18 protein-coding genes are annotated in these 22,804 nt (G+C 59.6%); 2 read left to right on the top strand and 16 right to left on the bottom strand.

The window, feature by feature from the left end; all coding sequences use genetic code 11:
* Positions 1 to 51: 51 nt before the first annotated feature.
* The 15 genes from B5477_RS08615 to hprK form a co-directional block, all read right to left on the bottom strand.
* Positions 52 to 1,932 (bottom strand): PASTA domain-containing protein, encoded by a 1,881-nt coding sequence (locus tag B5477_RS08615; RefSeq protein ID WP_079699309.1) that lies wholly within the window; start codon positions 1,930 to 1,932, stop codon positions 52 to 54.
* Positions 1,933 to 2,092: 160 nt separating this feature from the next.
* A complete protein-coding gene (locus B5477_RS14890; RefSeq protein WP_143533574.1) occupies positions 2,093 to 3,484 on the bottom strand; it encodes a hypothetical protein in 1,392 nt (463 codons plus the stop codon).
* A 71-nt stretch (positions 3,485 to 3,555) separates the two neighbouring features.
* Complete coding sequence (locus tag B5477_RS08595) at positions 3,556 to 4,311, bottom strand: DUF6873 family GME fold protein (RefSeq protein WP_079699303.1); 756 nt, start codon at positions 4,309 to 4,311, stop codon at positions 3,556 to 3,558.
* Positions 4,312 to 4,317: 6 nt separating this feature from the next.
* On the bottom strand, positions 4,318 to 5,505 hold the full coding sequence (locus B5477_RS08590) for an ABC transporter permease (RefSeq protein ID WP_079699302.1): 1,188 nt from the start codon (positions 5,503 to 5,505) through the stop codon (positions 4,318 to 4,320).
* Positions 5,498 to 6,574 carry an efflux RND transporter periplasmic adaptor subunit gene (locus tag B5477_RS08585; protein ID WP_079699300.1) on the bottom strand — a complete coding sequence of 359 codons (1,077 nt, stop codon included), beginning with the start codon at positions 6,572 to 6,574 and terminating at the stop codon, positions 5,498 to 5,500. The genes B5477_RS08590 and B5477_RS08585 overlap by 8 nt, the downstream gene beginning before the upstream one ends.
* A gap of 377 nt (positions 6,575 to 6,951) precedes the next feature.
* Positions 6,952 to 8,334: a DNA repair protein RadA gene (gene radA, locus B5477_RS08580; RefSeq protein WP_079699299.1), complete on the bottom strand. Its 1,383-nt coding sequence runs from the start codon at positions 8,332 to 8,334 to the stop codon at positions 6,952 to 6,954.
* Positions 8,335 to 8,356: 22 nt separating this feature from the next.
* Entirely contained in the window at positions 8,357 to 9,091 is a 735-nt protein-coding gene (locus tag B5477_RS08575; protein WP_079699298.1) for an N-acetylmuramoyl-L-alanine amidase, read from the bottom strand.
* Between the two features lie 65 nt (positions 9,092 to 9,156).
* Complete coding sequence (locus B5477_RS08570; protein WP_079699297.1) at positions 9,157 to 9,741, bottom strand: hypothetical protein; 585 nt, start codon at positions 9,739 to 9,741, stop codon at positions 9,157 to 9,159.
* 86 nt (positions 9,742 to 9,827) lie between these two features.
* A complete protein-coding gene (gene pfkA, locus B5477_RS08565) occupies positions 9,828 to 10,805 on the bottom strand; it encodes a 6-phosphofructokinase (RefSeq protein ID WP_079699295.1) in 978 nt (325 codons plus the stop codon).
* Between the two features lie 118 nt (positions 10,806 to 10,923).
* On the bottom strand, positions 10,924 to 14,439 hold the full coding sequence (locus B5477_RS08560) for a DNA polymerase III subunit alpha (protein ID WP_079699294.1): 3,516 nt from the start codon (positions 14,437 to 14,439) through the stop codon (positions 10,924 to 10,926).
* 14 nt (positions 14,440 to 14,453) lie between these two features.
* Positions 14,454 to 15,287, bottom strand: a complete 834-nt coding sequence (gene whiA, locus B5477_RS08555; protein ID WP_143533573.1) for a DNA-binding protein WhiA — start codon at positions 15,285 to 15,287, stop codon at positions 14,454 to 14,456.
* A gap of 109 nt (positions 15,288 to 15,396) precedes the next feature.
* Positions 15,397 to 16,311 carry a UDP-N-acetylmuramate dehydrogenase gene (gene murB / locus B5477_RS08550; RefSeq protein ID WP_079699291.1) on the bottom strand — a complete coding sequence of 305 codons (915 nt, stop codon included), beginning with the start codon at positions 16,309 to 16,311 and terminating at the stop codon, positions 15,397 to 15,399.
* 89 nt (positions 16,312 to 16,400) lie between these two features.
* Positions 16,401 to 17,351, bottom strand: coding sequence for an ROK family protein (locus B5477_RS08545; protein ID WP_079699290.1), 951 nt, complete (start codon positions 17,349 to 17,351; stop codon positions 16,401 to 16,403).
* A 20-nt stretch (positions 17,352 to 17,371) separates the two neighbouring features.
* Positions 17,372 to 18,097: a phosphatase gene (locus tag B5477_RS08540; RefSeq protein WP_242942158.1), complete on the bottom strand. Its 726-nt coding sequence runs from the start codon at positions 18,095 to 18,097 to the stop codon at positions 17,372 to 17,374.
* A gap of 32 nt (positions 18,098 to 18,129) precedes the next feature.
* Positions 18,130 to 19,092 carry an HPr(Ser) kinase/phosphatase gene (gene hprK, locus B5477_RS08535; RefSeq protein ID WP_079699289.1) on the bottom strand — a complete coding sequence of 321 codons (963 nt, stop codon included), beginning with the start codon at positions 19,090 to 19,092 and terminating at the stop codon, positions 18,130 to 18,132.
* Between the two features lie 275 nt (positions 19,093 to 19,367).
* Here hprK and B5477_RS08530 point away from each other — a divergent pair, with 275 nt between their 5' ends.
* Positions 19,368 to 20,552, top strand: a complete 1,185-nt coding sequence (locus tag B5477_RS08530; protein ID WP_117507469.1) for a glycosyltransferase — start codon at positions 19,368 to 19,370, stop codon at positions 20,550 to 20,552.
* Positions 20,553 to 20,563: 11 nt separating this feature from the next.
* Complete coding sequence (locus B5477_RS08525; RefSeq protein ID WP_079699287.1) at positions 20,564 to 21,946, top strand: NAD(P)/FAD-dependent oxidoreductase; 1,383 nt, start codon at positions 20,564 to 20,566, stop codon at positions 21,944 to 21,946.
* 58 nt (positions 21,947 to 22,004) lie between these two features.
* Here the strand turns inward: B5477_RS08525 and B5477_RS08520 are convergent, their stop codons facing one another.
* Positions 22,005 to 22,799 carry an RnfABCDGE type electron transport complex subunit B gene (locus B5477_RS08520; protein ID WP_079699286.1) on the bottom strand — a complete coding sequence of 265 codons (795 nt, stop codon included), beginning with the start codon at positions 22,797 to 22,799 and terminating at the stop codon, positions 22,005 to 22,007.
* Between the last annotated feature and the right edge of the window lie 5 nt (positions 22,800 to 22,804).

Raw genomic sequence — 22,804 nt, 5'->3', positions numbered from 1 at the left:
CCGTCAGACATTAAAAACCCCCGGCACGGATTCCCGTGCCGGGGGTTTATTTTAGTCTTTGGATGCAAAATGCGGCTCTACCTGGCTCGATTCCTGAGAGCTTGATTTTTTAGATTTGGAGGAAGCCTTGGAGCTGCTGCTCGATTTACCACTGGAAGAAGATCCCTTTTCCTCGTCTTCGTCCCCCGAGGAGCTCACGCCAGCGGTCTGCTTGGTAAAGATCAAAACCTCGTCGCCAATATTGACCACCGTATCCGCCGCCGGTTCGGTATAAGCGACCTGCCCTTCCACATACTCGTCCTTGATGACGTAGATCACCTTGTATTTCAGCTCCATATCGGTCAGGGTCTGGATGGCCAAATCGACGGTGCTCCCTGTAAGGTTCGGAAGCTTTACAGTCTTGGAACCCTTGCTGACCGACAGGATGATGGTGCCTTTATTGAGCATTGGGGTGTTTGCTGCCGGGGACTGGTCATAGACCACTCCCTCCGGAAAAAGGTCGTTGTATTCGTGGACGATGGAAAACTCGAACCGGGCGTTATAATCGGTGTTCGAGGTAATGATGTCGATGTACTGCCCGACAAAATTGGGCACGCCGCCGGCCTCTTCCACCGCGGAACTGGCCGAGGCGCTGGAGGAATCACTGGAGGTGTCTCCGTTTGAAACATAGTTTGCAACACCTTGGTGGATCTCCTCATATTTGTAGGAGATGAATAGCCAGATAACCACGCCGAGTACAATGGTGGTCAGCACCATCGGGATAAAGACGGTCAGAAAGGTGTTGCGCCGGTGGCGTTTCTTATGACCCTCCTGCCTCTCCGCCTTTTTGAGGGCCTTGCGCTCCTTGCGGCTGAGGGGGGCATCCTCGGCTTTTATCGGGACTTGCGGCTCCCCTTCCGGCTCTTCCGAAAAGTTGAGCAGCCGCTTTTGCACATCGTCCACCATATCCGCGTTATAGATGGCGGTATTGGAGGAGGTGCAATCGAGCAGGCGCGAGGTAAAACCGTCCACCGTTTTGGTCCGCTTGTCGGTGGACAGCCGCATGGCGTCGTGGATGGCCTCGGAGACATTTTCCGGGATGTTTTCATCCAGCTCAATGGCGTCGACCAAATTGTCGTTGAGCTTGCGCCCCTGGGAATTGGGCGGCATGGTCCCGGTGATGGTGCGGTACAGCACAGCTGCCAGCGCGTAGACATCGGTCCACTCCCCGTACCAGTGCTTGCTGTCGTACTGCTCGGGCGCGCTGTAGCCGTCAAAGAGCTCGCAGCTGATGTCGCTGTTGTCGCTGCGCGCCTCGTTGATGGCAAAGCAGGTGAGATAGGGCGTCCCCTTTTCGTCGATCAGGATGGTCTGCGGGCTGATCCCAGCGTGGATCAGCCCCTTCTTGTGCACCAACGAAACGGTGTTGAGCAGATGCATGAAGGTCTTTTTGCAGTTGGCCCATTTGATTTCGCCGCCGCAGCGGTTAAGAATTTCGCCGAGGGTCATGCTGTTGATGTAACGGAAAGCCACATAGATGGTGCTGTGTTCGCTAAAGACGTCCAGCACCTGGCTGGTACCCTTGATATTCAGGTTTTGCAGGGTTTTAAAGAGATCCTCGAACTCGGCGACGATCCCCTTGTATTTGGTTTCGCATCCCTTGATCGGACGCAGCTGGAGCGTGGAGTGGTTGCGCGATACCAGGTCATAAGGCATGAGTTCCCGCACCCAGACCTTGCCGTCCGTTTCCAGGTCATAGCCGATATAAACCGCGCTCTCCCCGTTGGAGGAGAGGAGTTTGCCCACAAGGTAACGCCCGCTCAGCACCGTCTCCGGCGGTAGATAGTCGACGTTGTAGGTGGATTTATCCTGGTATCCACATTTTTTACAGGGGCCGTCATAATCCTTCTGGGACATACAGCCCATGCAGAGGTTTTTCTGAGCAACCGTCATCTACAATCCTCCCGAACCTGGGCCTTTCAAACCCATAAGACTACTATTATAATATATATTAATTTGCACAAAAGTGCAAGCTCATTTTTATCAAAAAAGGCAGACCCCTATAAAATGAAAACTTACGGGCCATAGATCATTTATCTATGGCCCGTAAAAATCATTTCTTTTTTCTGCCCTGCCCCTTCAAACGGATTTGCTGCAGCAGCTTCGGGACGACGAAGCCTCCGAAGAGGGCGACAGAGCCGACAGCGTAAATCGTGACAAAGAATATCTCCATTGCGCCGGGATTTTCGATGATGTCGTTGGAATCTTTGACCCCTTTCGTGATGTCCAGTTCCTCCCTTTCCTCCTCGCTGGAGGAGGAAGCGGACGGGGTGGATTCCCCGAGCGTAACCTCGGACGAGGAATCGGAGGAGGAATTGGACATCACATAGGAGTCCCCTGCGGCCGGCGCAGCGGCGCCCGCCGCGGAAGAGCTGCGCCTTACGCTCCCGCCTCCCGTACCGGTGCGGCCCGCACTCTCTTCTGATTTCGGAACATTTGGCGCAAGATGCACTTTGTTGTTGTAGGAGCGCGTTCTGGACGAACTCTCTCTGCCGCCGGACGAACCGGAGGGATAAATAATGTTGGGCCCATCCTCCCCACTTGAGCCGCCTGGTTCGGAGGACGAAGAACTTACATCAGACCCGGGACTTTCGGAAGAACTCGATGAGGTTGACGAGCTGTCGTCGCCCGACGGGCTCGAAGAACTGCTGGATGAGCTTGAGGAACTGCTTTCCTCGGACGAATCCGACGAGGAGCTGGAGGGTTCGTCCGGTTCGATCAAAAAGGTAGTTTGCAGCACAGCGAGCAGCGATTCGGTATTCCTCGACTTGCTTCCGTCCGGCGCGGTGAGGTAGGGCGCATTCATCACCTCAAGCCGGATAAACTGCGCGCTTTTTGGAACGGGAGCGGAGTATTCCTCCAGGTAAACGTACCGCCCGGAGCCGACCGTTTCCTTGATTGAAAACTTCCCTTGGGTGGAGGTAAAGCGGCTTCCGTCCGACGAATACAGGATGTTCACCCCGTAAGGAAAAACCTCCTTGGAAGCGTCGAGCTCCACCCGGCCGAAGGCGAAGCTGTATTGATTGAGATAGCAGCAGAAAGTCCCGAAATTGCCGATCGCGAGCAGCAGGTCATTATCGGGTTGCAAGCTCAGGCGGAAAGGGTCGCTGCCCAGGTTGGAGGAATTGTAGCCGCGGATCAGCCCGCTTTGATAGATGGATGCGAAGCTGCCGTTGCGGGAGAGCGCCAGGACGGACACTTTGCTGACGTCTTCGATATGATAGGTGACGGTGCCACGATAAAGACCCGGCGTGTTCAGTTGATAATAGCTGTCAAAGTCCAGCCCGCTAACAGGCGGGCCGTTTTCAATCGTTATAAAATCCAGTACAGGGCTTAGCTGGCTGTCGGCCGGATGATCGACGACAGTTTGCTGGGCGGAAGCTGTAAAGAAGGTTACAAACAGCAATAAGAAAGTAAAAAGAAGTTGGAAGAAGCATTTTGTCATAGTGATCCCCCATAAATTATGTCGGAATCATTATAGCAATAAATTCGACAAAATACAACAAATTTTCACAATCACAATTCGCATTTTAGTGGAATTACCGAACCAACATCCAACAATGGCCCTGAAAAGAGCGAGCGAACGGAAATGCCATATATTTTACAAAAATCCCGAATTTCCTTCCCCTCGGGATGGCGGCCGAGGTCGCCGAAAAAACAGAGGAGGTCCGGCTCAGCCAGGAAGCAGCATCCGCCGATGAAACCGCAATCATAGCCTGCGAGCTGAACCCCGCCGGGAGACAGGAGCAGCGTTTCGATCCCCTCCCCTTGCAGCGCGTGCCAAAGACCCCGGTCCGCCGTTATGGCGGCCGAGGCGGTGAGCGGCGCGACCGAGCACTTGGCGTATCCCTGCCGCACATCAATAAGTTTTCGGCCTTCCCGCCGGCAAAAATCGAGGATTCTTGGTTCCGCAGCGTCAAGCCGCCCAAACAGGCGGCCGCCGAGCATCAGGCAGTTGAGCGGGACATCGTGCGGGTAGCTGCCGCCGGGTTCCCGGAAAGACGGATAGACCTGGAAGCCATGCTCCCTCAGCCGGTCGCAAAGAGGCCCATCTCCCCGCTCGGCGATGATTTCGTCCCCGCCCAGATGGAAGAGCCGCATGTCGGCATGATATGCCACCGGACCGGACAGCCGCGGGCTGCGTCCAAGAGCGACCGTCTCGATTCCAAGGGTGTGCAGCGCCCGGATTACCTGCGGGTATTCCCCCGACACGGCCGCGAGAGTAACCCGCCCTCCGGGCAGGTGCGGCCGTGCCGGAAACTCTGTCGTCATAAGGGCTCATATACTCCTCAGTGCATCCACCGGGCGCAGCTTCGCCGCGATCGAGGCCGGATAGACGCCGAAAATCACCCCCACCAGGACGGAAAAGAGAATGCAGCAGAACACGAGCGGCAGGCTGATGGTGGTCTCCACCTGCAGCAGGGCGCAGCCTGCCGTCACCATCCCGATTCCGAGGGCCGCTCCTATTATACTCCCGAGCAGGGTAATGGTAAATGCCTCGACTAAGAATTCCAGCAGAATGATCGGCCGCCGGGCGCCGATGGCCTTTTTGATCCCGATTTCGTGGGTGCGCTCGTTGACCGAGACGAGCATCACCGTCATGATCCCCAACCCCGCCACCACCAGCGATACCCCCGCGATCAGGGAAAGGATCAGGGTGACAATTTCCAAAAGGTTATTGAGGGTATCCTTCTGCTGCGCGATATTTTGAGCCCGGTAGCCGTTTTTGATATGACTGCGCGCCTCGAGGGAGCGGACGATCTGCTCCCCCGTCTGCTGTGCCGAGCGGCCCGGTTCAAGCTTGACGGCGACCTGGTCGTAATCCGTCTGCCCGGTGATCTGCTGCATGGTGCTGCCCGGAATGTAGACGAAGGAGGGGATGTAGCTGCTCATCAGCCCCTGCAGGATGTTCCCGCCCGAGCGCACCACCCCGACGACGGTGAAATTCTCCTTGACCCCGCCCAGAGACAGGCAGATCGTCTTGCCCACGATATTTTCCCGCTTATAGAAGGCGGTGGCGACGTTCTGATCCACCACGCAGACCCGCGCCGCCGCGCGCAGGTCCCACCGCCCGATGGTGCGCCCATAGAGCGGTTCGAGAGAGATAAAGCTGTCGGTGTCCTCATCGATCCCGAAGACCACCCCCTGCGCCACCAGGGAGCGCATATAAAGATCGGTATAGGAAAAGTTGAGGCCGGTCGCCTTGAGGACCCCCTTGGAGTCTCGGATGGCCGCAAGCTCCTCCCCGCGCAGGGGGGAGACGGCGTCCTTGCGCGCCTTGCCGATGGTGATGCCATCCAGCCCTAAGCTGCTCAGCTCTTGGTTGATGGTCTGCCGGCCGATGTTGCCGATCGAGGAGATGAGCACCACCGAGGCAACGCCGATAGCAATGGAAACGATGGTGAGCAGGGTGCGCAGCTTCTTGCGCCCGAGGGAGCGAAGGCTGCACCTGATGTAATCAATCACGCACTACTTCCTCCCCCAGCCGCACGGCGCGGCCCTCCGAAAGGGGCTCCTGCGGCAGGAGGACAACCTCCTGCTCCCCCAGCCCGGCGGTGATCTGCACACTGTCGCTGAGCTCCTGTCCGGTGGTTACCACCCGCTTTTCGGCCCGTCCCCCCTGATACACCAGCACATATTCATGGTTCTCCTCATCTTGGTTGATCGCCTCATAGGGCAGGGTGAGCAGTTCCTGGGCGTGCTGGGAGATGATCTCGGCGGTGGCGGAGCAGCCGCTTTTGAGCCGCTCGTCCGGATCGAGCACCGAGATGACGACGTCCACCGTGGCCTGCTCGCTGAGTGCGGTTTGAGTACGCTTGGCGGTGGGAGCGACCGATTCCACCACCCCATGGTATTCCTGCCCGCCGAAGGCGGGCCCGCTGATCAGTGCCTCGTCCCCCGGTTCGATCCCCCCGATCTGGTTTTCGCTGACCTGCGCGCGCACGGTAAAGCGGGAGCTGTCCGCGATGGTGAAGACCGGTCCCGTCGCCTGGGTAAGCACATCGCTCTGCATGGCGACGTCGGTCACCGTACCGTTCATGGGCGAGAGGAGCATCTGCGGCACCGCCACCGTTTGAGGCGCTTCATAGACCGCTTCGATCGCCTGGGAGGCCTCCCCGCCGCCCAGCAGCGGGATGAGCTGGGAGACGGAAATCCCGTAGAGGGAGGCCACCTTCTCCACTTCGCCGAGGTCGGGCGTCTCCTGCTGGGCGGAGGCTTCCTTCTTGACCATCACCGACTGGGCGAGGACGTCCTTGGTCATTCCGGTGTCGATGGTGGCGAGTACCTCCCCTTCCTCCACCTGGTCCCCGACCGAAACCAGTACGCTGTCCGCAATCACCGGCGTGCTCAAAAAGACCTGCTTCCTAACCGGCTGCTCCACCACGCCGGTGCAGCTGGTCTCCTGCGCCCAGACCTGTATCCCGGCGCGCAGATAGTCGGCCTGTTTGACGCCTGACAGGACGGCGCCGGGGAGGAACGCCGTCGCAAACAGCAGCAATAGGGCACCTGTCAGTGTAAGTACCTTCAGTCGCATTTAAAAAACCATTCCTTTCTGGACGTTTTGTGCCGGTTACGCTGCGCGAAATTGCCACAAAACTCTGTGTTTGAAAGTAACCTTTCAAACGAAAACCTCCTGCATTGACCCGTTAATCCGCGAGAAACTCTCTGATTATTGTGTCAAAACAGAAGGTATTTATGTTCCAGAGGAAAACAAATTGTTGTGCATAACCGCGTCATAAGAAAACACACTATAGAAATGACGCACGAATGCAGGTTGGAAAGGAATGGCCAAATATGAACCTTGTCCCATGCAGCAAGCACTGCCGGCATCAGCGGGAGGGCTACTGCGCCCTGGAGGGTATTTCCGAGCCGGTGAGCGTTCAGGAAAAGGAATGCAGCTTCTTTTCGCCCCTACCCCTCAAAGACGCTGGAAAAGGCGCTGCGCAGATTCGAAGCGGGGATCAGCCGGATGTCTGAGGGCAGCTCGCCGAGCTGGCCCATGGCGGTGCGTGGGATGACGAAGCGCCGAAAGCCCAGCCGGTAGGCCTCGTTCACCCGCAGGTCGACATGGGAAACCGAACGCAGCTCGCCGGTCAGGCCGATCTCGCCGAAGGCGGCAAAGTCGTAGGGGATCGGTTTGTCGATCAGATTGGAGATCAGCGCCATCGCTACCGGCAGGTCGGCGGCGGGCTCGTCCAGCCGCAGGCCGCCCACCACGTTGATATAGGCGTCGAGGTTGCCGAAAAAGTAGCCGCAGCGCTTCTCCAGCACCGCGATGATCAGCGCGCTGCGCCCGAAATCGAAGCCGGTGGACATCCGCCGCGGCGTGCCGAAGCCGCTTTTGCAGACCAGCGCCTGCACCTCGGCCAGGATGGGACGGGAGCCCTCCATTACGCAGGCGATACAGCTCCCCGAAACGTCCTGCGGGCGGCCGGAGATCATCTCGAACGAGGGGTTCCCCACCTCTTCAAGCCCCATGGTGCCCATCTTGAAGACCCCGATCTCGTTGGTCGAGCCGAAGCGGTTCTTCACCGCGCGCAGGATGCGAAACGCCAGATGCCGCTCCCCCTCGAAATAGAGCACGGTATCCACCATATGCTCCATCACCTTCGGCCCGGCGATCGCCCCGTCCTTATTGACGTGCCCCACCAGAAAGAGCGGGAATTCCCGGCTCTTGGCACAGGTCATCAGCAGCTGGGTGCACTCCCGGATCTGGGTCACGGTGCCGGCCGAGGAATTGAGCGTGGGCAGGTAGATGGTCTGGATCGAGTCGATCATCACCACGTCGGGGTTGTGCTTTTCGATAATTCCCAGGATCGCCCCCACCTGGGTGACCGCCGCCACAAGCAGGTTGGGCGAATCGACGCCCAGGCGGCGGGCGCGCAGCTTGATCTGCTTGGCGCTCTCCTCGCCCGATACATACAGCACCCGCAGCGACTGACACAGCGGCTGGCACATCTGCAGCAGCAGGGTCGATTTCCCGATCCCCGGATCGCCGCTGAGCAGGGTGACCGAGCCGCGCACGATCCCGCCGCCCATCACCCGGTCCAACTCCTTAATCGAGGTCTTATGGCGGGACTCCTCGTCCGCCACGATGTCCTGGATGGTGACCACCTCGGTGGCGCCGGAGTAGTCGGTATGCACCTGGCTGTGCTTCTTGGCGACCTCGATCTCGGGCTGGCGCACGGTCTCCTCCATGCTGTTCCACGCCCCACAGTCGGGACATTTTCCATACCATTTGGCGGTCTCGTTGCCGCACTGGCTGCACACATATACCGTCTTGGGCTTCGCCATGTTTTCACGTCCTTATCTGGGTTTAAAGCTCGGGCTCCACCTGGGGATAATACCCCTGCTCAATGTACTGCAGCAGGGAGCCGGAAATTACATAGGCCAGCTTGTTCTGATAGCTCTCGTCGACCAGCTTCGCCGCATCCCCGGGGTTCGAGACGAACCCGCACTCGATGAGCACCGCCGGGATGGGGGCGTGGTAGAGCAGGAAAATGTTGTTCTCCGCCTTCTTGGGCTCCCGCTTGTTTTCCGGCTGGAGCAGTTCGCGAAAGTTCTGCTGCAAAATCCCCGCCAGGATTTCGCTCTGCTCGGAGCGCGGGCCGTAGAACATCTGCGCGCCGAAGGAGGAGCTTTCAGGAAATTTGTTCTGATGGATCCCAATATAAATGGCGTCCGGATTCTCTTTGAGGATTTCGTACCGGTTCATGATGTCGCTGGTCTTCTTCTCCGAAATGCTGCCGAGGCCCTCATCGCAGGTGGACACGTCGCTCTCCCGCGTCATGATCACCCGAAAGCCCTCCGCCCGCAGCAGGTCGCGCAGCTTGAGCGCGATGGGAAGGTTGACGTCCTTTTCCACAATACCGCCAAGCCCTTCCGCTCCCCCGTCAAAGCCGCCGTGCCCGGCGTCGATGATGACCAGCGGATCCACCTCGAGCGCCCCGCCCACCATCAGGGAATCCCCCATACGGGAGATGGCAAAGGAGATCACCGCAACATAGCAGGCCAGCAGCAGAAACACGGCACGAAACCGAAACCGGCGCATAAACACCCTCCCAACATAACGAGTCTCCCTTTATGTTATGCGGCCGGGGGTTTTGGATATGACTTTCAGTGTTTCTTCTTCTGGTCCTTTTTGACAAAGATGATCTTGTCGCTGATCGAAATGTGCTTGATCCCCAGGTGATAGGCAAAGGAGGTCACGGCCGGAATCACCAGCGGCAGCAGCCAGATGGCGACGATCGACAGCCACGACATCTGCTCGGGCGCAATGCCGGGCTCCAGCAGTGCGTTGATGGTAAAGAGCATATGGATGTTGAGGATCCTGAAGATCGACCCGGCGAGCACTCCGACGTCTCCCGGCAGGATGGCGAGCTTGATAAGCACCAGCACCACCGGCATGAGCGCAAAGGGGATCATGGCGAAAAGGCCGATTTTGAGGCCCTTGAGCGGATCGATCTGCCCGTGCCCAAAGGCGGCCGAGTTGCTGTCCCGGTCCCCGCAGTACCAGCTGGGAGAATAGACGATGGGTACGAAGATCAAGAGATTAAGCAGCTGCATGACGATCTTCCAGAGCGTGCTCTTGAAGATCATGCCGATCGAAAAGGTGACGATCCCGCAAAAGATCATGGCGATGAGGACCGAGCCGATGGTGGACAGCGCTACCCTGGGGACGGTGTACTTCTGCTTTTTCATGGACTAGATTTCCTCCTTAATAAACGGTCCCGGGATAAACGATAGGCGGCTGAAGCCAGCCGCCTATCAAAAAGGTGTTAAATCGCTTAGATGTTGATGAGCTTGGCATCCTCAAAGAGCTTCTTGTCGATCCCCTTCTTCATCTGCAGGGCCTCCAGAATGTCGTAGTCCACGACGGTGTTGCCCTTGATGACGACGACGCGGTTGCCGATCCCCTTCTCCAGCAGCTCCACGGCATGAACGCCCAGCTTGGTGGCGAGCACGCGGTCGCGGGCCGTCGGGGTGCCGCCGCGCTGAATATGCCCGAGCACGGTCGCGCGGGTCTCAACGCCGGTTTTCGTCTCGATCTCCTTGGCCAGCGCGTGCACGTCGGTGATCCCCTCGCCCACCGCAACGATGAAATGGTGCTTGCCGTTGGAGGCGGTGGATTTGATCTTCTGGATGATGTCGCGGTCCACGTCGAAGTCGACCTCGTTGACCCAGATCGCGCAGGCGCCGCAGGCGATACCGGTATCCAGGGTGAGGTGGCCGGCGCCGTGGCCCATGATCTCGACCACCGAGCAGCGGTCGTGGGATTGAGAGGTATCTCTCAGACGGTCCACCGCCTCGACCGCGGTGTTCAGCGCGGTGTCAAAGCCGATGCTGAAGTCCGAGCAGGAAATATCGTTGTCGATGGTGCCCGGGATGCCCACCGTCGGGATCCCCGCCAGGGACAGGTCGCGCGCGCCGCGGAAGGAACCGTCGCCGCCGATGACGACCAGGCCGTCGATCCCCATCTTCTCGCAGGTTTCCTTGCCCTTCAGGATGCCGGCCTGCTCCTTGAACTCGAGGCATCTGGCGGTGTAGAGCATTGTGCCGCCGCGGTGGAGGATCTCGGACACGCTGCGCACGTCCATCTGCTCGATGTCGCCGTTGATCAGGCCGTTGTAGCCGTGGTGAACGCCTACGACTTCCATCCCCTTGGCAATCGCGCAGCGCACAACCGCGCGGATTCCCGCGTTCATACCCGGCGCATCGCCGCCGCTGGTGAGAACGCCAATTTTCTTAGCACCTGTCTTTTCCATAAGTACCTCCTATGTATTGAACTCATTTGAAAATAGGCTAAAATTCGCTACCACCCATTATATAACAAAGTCACCGGTTAAATCAACCGTTACTTTGCCGATTTATTAACGAAATTCGTTAATTAACAAATTTCGTGTTCTCTTCCCCGATAATCCCGGCGATCCGCTGCTGGAGCGCCGGGGTGCAGCTGACGTACATCCCCTTGGGCACCAGGGTAAGTTTTTTAACGTCGTTAAAATAGATGTAAACCGGACAGCTCCCGCCGCTTTGTGAGAGGACCTTGCAGACCTCCTCGAAGCGGCTGTCCAGCTTGGAGGGTACGCGTAAGTAGAGCCCGCCCTTTTCGGAAGCGGGCATTTTCCCTTCCTCGCGGGGCGGAGCGGGCCGTTTGGCCGGTGCGGCGGGCTTCAGCTGGTCGGGCAGCAGCACCTCGTCGCACATCAGCTTGCTGTCCTCGTCCTCGCGCAGCGAAACCTTCCCGCGCACCGCGACGATCGCCCCCTCCCGCAGCAGCGGCATACACTGGGCAAACGCCTTGGGAAAGACGATCATCTCGATCCGCCCTGTCATGTCCTCGATCCCCACAAAGGCCATGGTCTGGCTGTTCTTGGTGGTCTTGAGCTTGCGCGACGAGATGACGCACAGGATGGTCACGGCCCCTTGCAGCAGTTCGGGCGGCACCGTGTGCTCGTCCGACTGGATGATGTCCCTGATCTGCACCGCCCCGGCGGCGCGCGCGAGGTCCTCGTACTTCGAGAGGGGGTGCCCCGAAATGAAGAGGCCGGTGGTCTCCTTCTCCATGTTGAGCAGCACCGACGGATCGAACTCCTCCCGTTTCGGCAGCTGGTAGCGGGAGGTGGTCTCCATCCCCAGGTCCTCGAACATGTTGAGCTGCCCGGAGATGTTGTTCTTCTGGATCAGCTCGATGTTGGCCAGCACGTTTTCCAGTGCGGAGAGCATCTCGTTGCGGTTGTAGCCGAGACGGTCCAGCGCCCCGCTCTTGATGAGGTTTTCCAGCGTGCGCCGGTTGAGCTCCCGCCCGAACATCCGCTCGCAAAAATCGATGAAATCCTTAAAAGGCCCGTTTTCCTCCCGGCTTTGCAGCATGGCGCCGATCAGCCCCCTGCCGACGTTCTTGATCGCCAGCAGACCGAAGCGGATCCCCTCGTCGGTCGCGGTGAAGCCCTCCATACTCTCGTTGACGTGGGGCGGCAGCAGGCGTATCCCCATCTTCTGGATTTGGTGGATGTACTCCACCACCTTGTCGGTGTTGTCGAGGATGCTCGTCAGCAGCGCCGCGAAATACTCCTTCGGATAGTGGTATTTGAGGTAGGCCGTCTGATAGGCGACCATGGCGTAGGCGGCCGCATGGGACTTGTTGAAGGCGTAGGAGGCGAAGGAGACCATCTCATCGAAGATTTTGTTGGCGATCCTTTCGTCCACCCCGTTGCCGATGGCGCCCACGCATTCTACGGTGCCGTCCTCCCGCTTGGCGCCGTAGACAAAGGCCTGGCGCTCCTTGACCATTACATCGTGCTTCTTTTTGCTCATCGCCCGGCGCACCAGATCGGCGCGCCCATAGGAATAGCCCGCGAGCGCCCGGCAGATCTGCATGACCTGCTCCTGGTAGACGATGCATCCATAGGTTACGTTGAGGATGGGCTCGAGCAGCGGGGTGTCGTAGGTGACCTTTTCCGGATGATGGCGGTTTTCGATGTAGCGCGGGATCGACTCCATCGGCCCCGGGCGGTAGAGGGAAATGACCGCGATCAAATCCTCGATGGCGGTGGGCTTGAGCTGCGCCATCACCTGGCGCATGCCCGCCGATTCAAACTGAAACACCCCCACCGCATCCCCGGTGGAGAGCATTTCAAAGACGCCCTTGTCCTGCAAGTCGATCTTTTCCATGTCGAAATCCGGGGTGTACCGGCGGATCATCTCCTGCGCCTTGCTGATGACCGTGAGGTTGCGCAGCCCGAGGAAATCCATCTTGAGCAGCCCGAGCTCCTCGAGGGTGGTCATGGTGAACTGGGTGACCACCGCCTCGTCGTTCTTGGCCAGCGGCACATAGCTCATCACCGGGTCGCGGGTGATGACCACCCCGGCCGCGTGGGTCGAGGCATGGCGGGGCATCCCCTCGATCTTGCGGGCGACGTCAATCAGCTCGTGCACCGCGCTGTCCTGCTCGTACATCCCCCGCAGGGTGGAAGAGCTGCGCAGGGCCTTGTCCAGCGTGATGTTGAGCTCCCCCGGGATGGCCTTGGCCACCTCGTCCACCGCCTGATAGCTCATCCCCAGCACCCGGCCGACGTCCCGCACCGCCGCCTTGGCGGCCATAGTTCCGAAGGTGATGATCTGGGCGACGTTGTCGCTCGAATAGCGGCGCACCACATAGTCGATGACCTCCTGCCGCCGCTCGTAGCAAAAGTCGATGTCAAAGTCGGGCATGCTCACCCGCTCGGGATTGAGAAAGCGCTCGAAGAGGAGGTTGTACTGGATCGGGTCGATCCCGGTGATGCCGATACAATAGGCCGCCAGGCTCCCGGCGCCCGAGCCGCGGCCCGGGCCCACCGGTATCCCATTCTGCCGCGCAAAGTTGATGAAGTCGAAGACGATGAGGTAATAGTCGATGTACCCCATCCCCTCGATCACCGAAAGCTCGTATTCCAGCCGCTCCTGCACCGCCGGGTCGGGCTGCTCGCCGTAGTGCCGGTGCAGCCCCTCGAAGCAGAGCCGCCGGAAATACTCCCGGTTGGTCTCCCCCTCCGGAGCCTTGAAGTAGGGCAGCTTATGCTTGCCGAACTCGAACTCCACCTCGCAGCGCTCGGCGATCCTGACGGTGTTCTCCAGCGCCCCCCCGAAGGAGGAAAAGAGCTCGTCCATCTCCTCCCCGCTCTTGACGTAGAATTCCTCGGTCTCGAAGGCCATCTCGTTGTCCTCATCCACCGTGTGGTTGGTCTGGATGCAGATGAGGATCTTCTGCATGCGCGCATCCTCTTTTTCGATATAGTGGCAGTCGTTGGTCGCGACGAGACCCACGCCGAGCTCCTTTGCGAGGCGGCCCAGCTGCGGGAGGATCATCTTCTGCTCCCGGATGCCATGGTCCTGGATTTCGATGAAGTAGTTGTCCTTCCCGAAGGTATCCCGGTAAAAGGTCCCAGCCTCCAGCGCCGCCTGGTAATCCCCCTCGGTCAGCCGGCGGGGAATCTCCCCGGCCAGACAGGCCGACAGGCAGATCAGCCCCTCATGGTGGGCGCTCAGCAGCTCGCGGTCCACCCGGGGCTTGGAATAAAAGCCCTCGGTAAAGCCGCGGGAGACGATCTCGATCAGGTTTTGGTACCCGGTGTTGTTCTCGCACAGCAGGACCAAATGATAGGGGGAACTATCGAGCTTATGTACCTTGTCATGCCGGGTGCGGGGCGCAACGTAGACCTCGCACCCGATGATCGGTTTGATCCCCCGTTTCTTGGCGGCCCTATAAAAATCGATCACGCCGTACATCACGCCGTGGTCGGTGATGGCGACCGCCTTCTGGCCGAGGCCGGCCACCCGGTCGATCAGCCTCTCGATCCGGCAGGCGCCGTCGAGCAGGCTGTATTCGGTATGTAGATGCAGATGGACGAAATCCTTCATGGGCGCCTTCCTTTCTATTTCTTGTTTTGCAGCTCGTCCGCCATGGCGCACAGCTGCCGCAGCCGGTAGTTGACCCCTGAGCGGGAGAGCGGCGGATGGAGCGCCTGCGCCAGCTCGGAGAGGGGCATGTCCGGGTTTTGCAGACGCAGCCGCGCCACCTCCCGCAGCCCCGGCGGGAGGGATTCGATCCCGACCTGCCGCTCGATCAGCCGGATTTTCCCGATCTGGGCCGCGGCAGCCGTCACCGTCTTGTCGATGTTGGCCGTTTCGCAGTTGGTGATCCGGTTAACCTTGTTGCGCATGTCCTTATAGATTTTGACATTCATCACTTCCAATGCGGTGTTCCCCGCACCCAGCATGGTGAGGACGTCCTCGATCGCCTCGCTGGACTTGACGTAGAGCAGCCGCGCACCCTTGCGGGTGGTGTGGTTGTAGCGGATGGAGAGCTTTTGCAGCAGCACGCCCAGTGATTGGTCTGCCAACGCATGGTGGGCGACGAATTCCAGATGATAGCTCTTTTGCGGGTCGGAGATGTTTGCGCAACTCAAAAACGCCCCGCAGAGCACCCCATGCAGAAACTCGAGGTCCCGTTCCTGCCCGGGGTCGCACTCCAAAAACTTCTGGTAGAGCGGGGCAAAATACTGCTGCACCGCCCTGCGGTCCTCGAGCGAGTCCACCGTAACGATGAAAAGCTTGCGCTCGTCCCGGGTGATCTGCTCGGTGACGGTAATGGAGGTGCGGATCTCCACCAGCTGGTAGATCAGGCTGGAATACAGCTTTGCCACCTGCCGGTTTTCGGTATGCAGGCAGATGGTCCCCTCTTCAAAATTACGTCCGAAGAGCAGCATTCCAAAACAGACCGCCCGTTTCTTTGGGTAGATAAAAGGACGGTTTTGACAAATTTCTTTTTTCAGCGAGGACGAAAAAGACAAGGCTCCCCCATTCCTTCCTTTGGCTTTAAATTCCCAGCATTTTGACCTCGCATTCGAGGGAGTAGCCGGTTCTTTCCTTTACGATCCGCTTGACGTCTTCAATCAGGGCCAGCATTTCGGCGCAGCTGGCGTGGTCGTAGTTGATCAGAAACCCCGCGTGCTTTTCGCTGACCATCGCCCCGCCGACCCGGTAGCCCTTGAGGCCGCATTGGTCGATCAGCGCGGAGGCATAGCTCCCCTGCGGGCGCTTGAAGGTACTTCCCGCGCTCGGGTACTCCAGCGGCTGCTTTTGCCGCCGGCGCGCCTTGAGCTCCTCCATGCGCGCCCCGATCGCTTCAGGATCGCCGGGCATGAGGGCAAAGGCCGCACTGACGATGCAGGCCTCCTCACCAGTATACCGGCTGTGGCGGTAGGATAAATCAAGCTCATCTGCTGTAAAGGCAGATAGCTTTCCATCTTTATCAATGTGGCTCGCCGAGCGGATGACATCCTTGATCTCCCCGCCGTAGGCCCCGGCGTTCATATAGACCGCTCCGCCCACGCTCCCGGGGATGCCGAAGGCGAACTCCAGGCCGGTCAGCCTCTTTTCGAGAGCGAAGCGGCACAGCCTGTCGAGGCTCGCACCCGCCTGGCAGAGGATGACGCCGTCCTCTGTTTGCTCCATCTCACCCAAGCTGCCGGTCAGCGCCAGCACCACACCGCGCACCCCGTTATCAGAAACCAGCAGGTTGCTCCCCCGCCCGATGATGGACAGCGGACAGCCCTCCTGCCGGATGACGGGAAGCAGCCGTTCGATCTGCGCCAGGGAGCTGGGGATCAAAAACAGGTCCGCGGGCCCTCCGATTTTAAAGCTGGTGTGGTTTAACATGGGCTCGTTTTCCCGGAAGGCGCAGCCTTCCCGCTCGCAGAGCGCGATAATATCGGCGTATTGGCTCGGCATGATTACCTCCATATCAGGCCGGGCCCAACGCCCGGCATATACGGCTTTTGGCCCGGTCGGGCCAAAAGCCGTTTTTTAGCAGTATATGCTTATAGGGTACCCAAAAATGCGGCGCCGATGATCCCCGCGTCGTTGCCGAGGGTAGCCGCCTTGATATCGGCCTCCTTGGCCTTATCGCCGATCAGCGAATGGGTACGGCAGTATTCGCGCACCGGCTCGAGCAGGGTGTCCCCCTCCTTGCAGAGCCCGCCGCCGATGAGCACCAGCTCGGGCTGAAGCATGCTGATGTAGGTGGTGACGGCATAGCCTAGGTAGTCGCAATACTGCCGCACCACCTCGGCCGCGGCCGGGTCCCCGGCACGCATCCCATCGAAGGAGGTGCGTCCGGTTGCCTTGGCGGGGTCGCCGCCGCAGAGCCGCCACATCACCGACTCCGGGTGGCGCTCCATCTGCTCCCTCGTCTGGCGGATCAGGGCGGTGGCGGAGCAGTACATTTCGATGCATCCACGGCGTCCGCAGCCGCAGGGCAGCCCGTCGTAGGCCATCCCGATGTGCCCCGGCTCGATCCCGACATGCTCCATCCCGCGGATCTTGCCGTCCAGGATGATCGAGCCGCCGATCCCGGTCCCGATGGTGACCAACACCACGTCCCGGTAGCCCTTCGCCCCGCCGCAGAGGACCTCCCCGAAGGCCGCACAGTTGAGGTCCCCCTCGAGGAATACCTTCTCCGGGAAGCGCTCCTTGAGCAGCCGCAGCACCGGGGTGTTGTGGAAGTCGAGGTTGTTCGAGAGGATGATGGCATCCTTCTGCCTATTGATGATCCCCGGGCAGCCGACGCCGACCCATTCTACGTCGGAAAACGTCAGCCCTGCGTCGTCCAGCGCCAGAGCGCAGGCGCGCCGGATGTCGTCCATAATCGCCCCGGGGTCGCGGGGCGCCTTGGTCGGCAGCTTTCCCCGCCCGATGATCTTATAGTCTTCAGTCACCACACCGACCGCTATGTTGGTCCCGCCCAGGTCCACGCCCAGATATGTTTTCATGTGGTCGTTCTCCCTTTTGCTTATTCAAAGATGCGGCCGGTCTTTTCGGTGATCAGGTCGGCGAACCGCCGGTAATCGGCGTTGACGATCAGCTCCTCGGGGAAGTCGATCTCTTCGAGCATGCGCAGCGCATTGGTGTGCTCCCCGATCGAGGCCCAGAAGTGCGCGTCCGAGTTGACCACCACCGGGATGCCGTATTTTTTGCAAAGCAGCGCGATGGTCCTACAGTTTTCCGTGCTCCCCGGCCGGTTGCCGAAGGAGTGGGAGTTGATTTCCACAATCTTGCCGTACTCCCCGCAGGCCTTGATAACCGTCTCATAGTCGAAGACGTACCGCCCGTCACCGGGATGGCCCAGCACATCGACCTGCGGGTTCTTGAGCACCCCCATCCAGGCGCTGGTGTGTCCGTCAAAATCGCTCGGCTGGTAGACCGGGATATGCATGGAGGCGATCACCCACTCCAGCTTGGAGAGGATTTTATCGCTGACATCGAGCTCTCCATCGTTCCCAATGATATTCACCTCGCAGCCGCGCAGCAGGTGAACGCCAAACAACTCGTCCGGTACGACGCCCATGTTGGTGAAATAATATTCGTGCGCCGCGTGTGGCATGAGGCCGGTGTGCTCGGTGCTGCCCAAAAAACGCAGCCCCCGCTCGCTCGCCGCCTTGAGGTTTTCCGTCAGGGTGCTGTAGGCATGCCCTGAAACCACGGTATGGGTATGCGTATCCGCAATGGTATGAATCAAAATCGTATCCCGCTTTCTATAGATTGTCCCACTTAAAAGGCGTCCCACATGCTGACGTCGGTGCTGTCCTCCGGGTCGGCCATCCCGACCTTTTCCAGCAGCTCCTGCGCCGCGTTGTAGCCCATCTTCTTCTGGCGGTTGTTCATCGCCGCCACCTCGATGATGATGGCCAGGTTGCGCCCCGGCTTGACGGGTATGGTGGTGGAGGTGACCGAGATGCCCAGGATTTCGGTGTATTCGCTCTCCATGCCCATCCTGTCGTAGACCTTTTTCTTGTCCCAAGGCTCGAGCTGGATGATCATGTCGATCTTTTCGGTCATCTTGACCGCGCCCATACCGAAGATGCGCCGCGCGTTGATGATCCCGACGCCGCGCAGCTCGACAAAGTGCCGGATGTTTTCCGGCGAGGTGCCCACCAGGGTGCGGTTGGAGACCCGGCGGATCTCCACCGCGTCGTCGGCGATCAGCCGGTGCCCGCGCTTGACCAGCTCGATGGCGGTCTCGCTCTTGCCGACCCCGCTCTCGCCGAGCAGCAGGATCCCCTCGCCATAGACCTCGACAAGCACCCCGTGGCAGGTTTGCCGGGGTGCCAGCTCGACGTTGAGGATCGAAATCAGCCCCGACATAAAGGCGGAGGTCCCCTCGTTGACCCCGAGCAGCGGCACCTCGTACTTCTTCGCCGCCTCAATCATTTCAGGAAACGCGTCGAGCGCGCGCGAAACGATCACCACCGGAGGCTTGTAGGAGAAAAACTTGTCGCAGCTCTCCCGCAGCCGTTCCTTGCCGATCTGCTCGAGATAGGCGATCTCGCTTTTGCCGATGATCTGGATCCGGCTGCGGTCGAAGAAGTCGAAGAAGCCGCTCAGCTGCAGTCCCGGCCGGTTGACGTCGGCCGAGGTGATCGCAATGTCCTTGGGCTCGCATGGAATATAGAATACCTGAAGGCCGAATTCCTTCATCAGCTTTTCCAGAGAGACCGAATAGGTAATGCTCATTTGTACCTCCATTCCCTGCCGGGAACCACCGCCCGGCAAACGGGCCTCTTTCCTATGATGTCCCAGCCCCCTATGCCCATGAAAGCGGGGGCAAACTATCTATATAATTATACCGTAGAACACCGGCTTATTCAATTGAAAAATGAAAAAACCATGGTATAATAAGTAAGGAAACATCGAAAGCTGAACAAACCTATGGTGATGAGTTTTGAATGCTCATCATTTTTGGTGTATGGGCAGAAATTGGCGCCCTTGGCGCCAGAGGGAGGAACGAAATGCGAGTCGCTTTATTCACCGAAACCTATCTGCCGCACGTCAACGGGGTCGTCACCCACGTCAAAGCGCTCAAAGAGGGGCTGGAGGCAATGGGCCATACCGTGCTGGTGGTGACCGCCAACTCCAAAACCAGGAAGCATTATATCAAGGACAACGTGCTCTACTGCCCCGCCCACAAGGCGAGCAAGCGCTTTTACGGGTTCGACCTGGCTCCGGCCGTCAGCCGCACCCGGCTGCACTTTGTGGAGGACTTCGATCCCGATATCATCCACATCCACAACGAATTTGGAATCGGGCTTTCCGGGATCGGCATCGCCAAGATCCTGCATGTGCCCCTGGTCTACACCCTGCACACCATGTACGACGAGTATATCTACTACGTCGCGCCCCGGCCGCTGGTCGGGATCACCCGCCGGATCTCCCACAAGTACTTTAAAATTTTTGCCAAGACCGCCAACGAGGTGACCGGCCCCTCGGCCAAATGTCAGGCTTATGTCAAGGAGACGGGGCTCGACAAGCTGGTCAACGTCATCCCGAATCCGGTGGAGCTGGACATCTTCTCCCCCGAGCAGATCACCGAGGAGGACAAGCGCGCCTTTCGTGAGCGTTACCAGATTCCGATGGACGACACCATCGCCATCTTTGTCGGCCGGCTCGGACGGGAGAAAAGCGTGGATGTCCTGCTCGACTTCTGGGCGAAGGAGATCCGTCCGGATGATCATCTCCATCTGGTGGTGATCGGGGACGGTCCGGTGCGCGGGGAGCTGGAAAACCAGGCGCAGGAGCTTGGGATCGCCGGGATGGTGACCTTCACCGGCAAGGTGGAGCACACCGACCTGCCGCCCTATATCGCCTCGGGCGACGTGTACGTCACCGCCTCCCTCTCGGACACCAACTCGATTTCGATGCTCGAGGGAATGGCCGCCGGCCTCCCGGTTTTGCAGCGGTACGACGAGCTGAACCAAGACCAGGTCAAGGAGGGGCTCAACGGCTTTGTCTTCCACGACGCCAAGGAGATGGCCGCCGAGCTGCGGCGGGTGCGCGCCATGAGCGAGGAGGAGCTGCAGCTGCTCAAGGCCTCGGTGCGCCAGTCAGTCAAAAATTCGGGCGCGCAGAACCTGGCCAACTACCTGTGCACCATCTATACCCGGATCTTGAGCCGGGACGATCAAGAAACGAAATAGGAGTCTATATCATGCTGAAAAAACAAAGCTATGACGTGGCAATCATCGGGGGCGGAATCGGCGGGCTGATGGCCGCCTGGCGCCTCTGCGAAGCGAATCCTTCCCTGAGCGTCTGCCTGCTGGAAAAGGGCAACCCGATCGAGAAACGCACCTGCCCCATCGTGACCAAGAAGGTATCCAGCTGCGTGAAGTGCCCTTCCTGCGCCATCATGGAGGGGCTGGCGGGAGCCGGCGCCTTCTCGGACGGGAAATACGTCATCTCCACCGAGTACGGCGGCTGGCTGACCGAGTTTTTGCCGGACGACACGGTGCTCGACTACATCGAACAGGCGGATCGGATCTTGGTCTCCTTCGGGGCCACCACCGAGCGCTTCCAGCCCAACAACGAGCTCAAAAAGCTCTGTATCCAAAACGATCTGCACATGAGCCAGGCACAGCTCAAGCACCTGGGTACCGACTCGAACTTTGAGACGATGCGCCGGCTGATCGTGGCGCTCGGCGAGCGCTGCGAGATCGCCACCAACACCGCCGTGACCGACGTGGAGCGGGAGAGCCACACCATCCGCTACGCCGGCCGGGACGGCGAGGGCGCCGTCAAGGCGCAGCACATCATCTTCGCCGTCGGACGGGTGGGCAGCCGCTTTTTCTCCGACTGGTGTGAAAAGAACGGGATCAGCCTCACCAACAACCAGGTGGACGTGGGGGTGCGCGTCGAGCTGCCCAGCGTGATCTGGGAGGATTTCTCCAAAAAGATATACGAGCCGAAAATCTGGTACCGCTCCAAGCAGTACGGCGACACCACCCGGATGTTCTGCTTCAACGACCGGGGCAGCGTGGTCACCGAGAACACCGGCGGGGTGCTCACCGTCAACGGGCACAGCTACCGCGAGGAGAGCCGCAAGACCCACAACTCCAACTTTGCCCTGCTCTCCACCATCCGCTTCACCCAGCCCTTCGAGCGGCCGATCGAATATGCGCGGCATGTGGCGAGCCTGGCCAACCTCATCAGCGGCGGCAGCGTGCTGGTACAGCGCCTGGGAGACCTCGAAAACGGCCGCAGAACCGACGAGAGCCGCCTGCGGCAATCCACCACCGTCCCGACGCTCAGCGCCGTCCCGGGGGATTTGAGCCTGTGTATGCCCAAGCGCCAGCTGGACAACATCATCGAGACCCTGCATGCGCTGGATTCTGTCTCCCCCGGCACCTCGAACTACGATACCCTGCTCTACGGGATCGAATGTAAGTACTACTCCGCCCGTCCCCAGTCGGAAGACTTCGAGCTGCAGGGCTGCAAGGAGATCTATGCGGTGGGCGATGGCGCGGGCTTCACCCGTTCCCTCTCCCAGGCGGCGGCCAACGGCCTGTATGTCGCGGACAAGATCGGCAAACGATAAGAACCCGTCTAAAAAGCCCCCGGAAGCGTTACTTCCGGGGGCTTTTCCTATGTATCCCTTATTCTCCCTGACGGCGGATGACGCCGACCGGGCAGACCTCTATACATGCGCCGCAGCCGGTACATTTCTGCGGGTCGATCCGCGCGAGATTGTCCTCGACCTTGATGGCCTCATACTCACAAGTTTTCTGGCACTTCATGCAGCCGATACAGCCGTTTTTGCAGACCTTGCGGGTATAGGCGCCCTTGTCGGTGCTGGTGCAGGCGACGTAGACCTTGGCGCGCGCCGGGACGATCTGGATCAGATGGTCCGGGCATTCTCTCGCGCACATACCGCAGCCGGTGCACTTCTCAGGGTCGACCACCGCCACCCCGTTTTCGACGTGGATGGCGTCATACTGGCAGACCCTGGTGCAGTCGCCGAAGCCAAGGCAGCCGTGCGAGCAGCTGCGCCGCCCCTGATAGAAGGAGTTGCAGGCCGCGCAGGTCTTGAGCCCCATGTACTCCATGACGTACTGGGAGGTCTCCAGCGTGCCGCAGCAGTGCACCTGGGCGACCTGCTGCTCGACGTCGGTGAAGCCGACGCCGAGAATTTCGCTGCACTTCTTGGCCACCTCGGCGCCGCCGGGGGTGCACAGGTTGGTCGCCGCCTCCCCAGAGGCCATCTTGGCGGCATACTCCTCGCATCCCGCAAAGCCGCAGGAACCGCAATTGACGCCCGGGAGCGCTTCGCGCAGGTTGGCGACCGTCTCATCCTGCTGCACGGCAAAGAACTTGGAGGCAAAGGAGAGCACCAGCCCGAGCAGCAACCCGAGCCCCGCGACGATCGCGACCGGTAAGATATAAACTTCCATTCGTG

It is taken from the genome of Provencibacterium massiliense, assembly GCF_900169495.1.
Taxonomy (GTDB): Bacteria; Bacillota; Clostridia; order Oscillospirales; family Ruminococcaceae; genus Harryflintia; species Harryflintia acetispora.
Note: the sequence above shows the minus strand (reverse complement) of the source record. Positions and strands in the feature narration are given on the sequence as shown.

Excerpts from the sequence above, each read along its gene's own strand:
- B5477_RS08615 (WP_079699309.1), bottom strand. The coding sequence starts at position 1,932 with ATGACGGTTGCTCAGAAAAACCTCTGCATGGGCTGTATGTCCCAGAAG.
- B5477_RS14890 (WP_143533574.1), bottom strand. The coding sequence starts at position 3,484 with ATGACAAAATGCTTCTTCCAACTTCTTTTTACTTTCTTATTGCTGTTT.
- B5477_RS08595 (WP_079699303.1), bottom strand. The coding sequence starts at position 4,311 with ATGACGACAGAGTTTCCGGCACGGCCGCACCTGCCCGGAGGGCGGGTT.
- B5477_RS08585 (WP_079699300.1), bottom strand. The coding sequence starts at position 6,574 with ATGCGACTGAAGGTACTTACACTGACAGGTGCCCTATTGCTGCTGTTT.
- radA (WP_079699299.1), bottom strand. The coding sequence starts at position 8,334 with ATGGCGAAGCCCAAGACGGTATATGTGTGCAGCCAGTGCGGCAACGAG.
- B5477_RS08575 (WP_079699298.1), bottom strand. The coding sequence starts at position 9,091 with ATGCGCCGGTTTCGGTTTCGTGCCGTGTTTCTGCTGCTGGCCTGCTAT.
- B5477_RS08570 (WP_079699297.1), bottom strand. The coding sequence starts at position 9,741 with ATGAAAAAGCAGAAGTACACCGTCCCCAGGGTAGCGCTGTCCACCATC.
- pfkA (WP_079699295.1), bottom strand. The coding sequence starts at position 10,805 with ATGGAAAAGACAGGTGCTAAGAAAATTGGCGTTCTCACCAGCGGCGGC.
- B5477_RS08560 (WP_079699294.1), bottom strand. The coding sequence starts at position 14,439 with ATGAAGGATTTCGTCCATCTGCATCTACATACCGAATACAGCCTGCTC.
- whiA (WP_143533573.1), bottom strand. The coding sequence starts at position 15,287 with ATGCTGCTCTTCGGACGTAATTTTGAAGAGGGGACCATCTGCCTGCAT.
- murB (WP_079699291.1), bottom strand. The coding sequence starts at position 16,311 with ATGCCGAGCCAATACGCCGATATTATCGCGCTCTGCGAGCGGGAAGGC.
- B5477_RS08545 (WP_079699290.1), bottom strand. The coding sequence starts at position 17,351 with ATGAAAACATATCTGGGCGTGGACCTGGGCGGGACCAACATAGCGGTC.
- hprK (WP_079699289.1), bottom strand. The coding sequence starts at position 19,092 with ATGAGCATTACCTATTCGGTCTCTCTGGAAAAGCTGATGAAGGAATTC.
- B5477_RS08530 (WP_117507469.1), top strand. The coding sequence starts at position 19,368 with ATGCGAGTCGCTTTATTCACCGAAACCTATCTGCCGCACGTCAACGGG.
- B5477_RS08525 (WP_079699287.1), top strand. The coding sequence starts at position 20,564 with ATGCTGAAAAAACAAAGCTATGACGTGGCAATCATCGGGGGCGGAATC.
- B5477_RS08520 (WP_079699286.1), bottom strand. The coding sequence starts at position 22,799 with ATGGAAGTTTATATCTTACCGGTCGCGATCGTCGCGGGGCTCGGGTTG.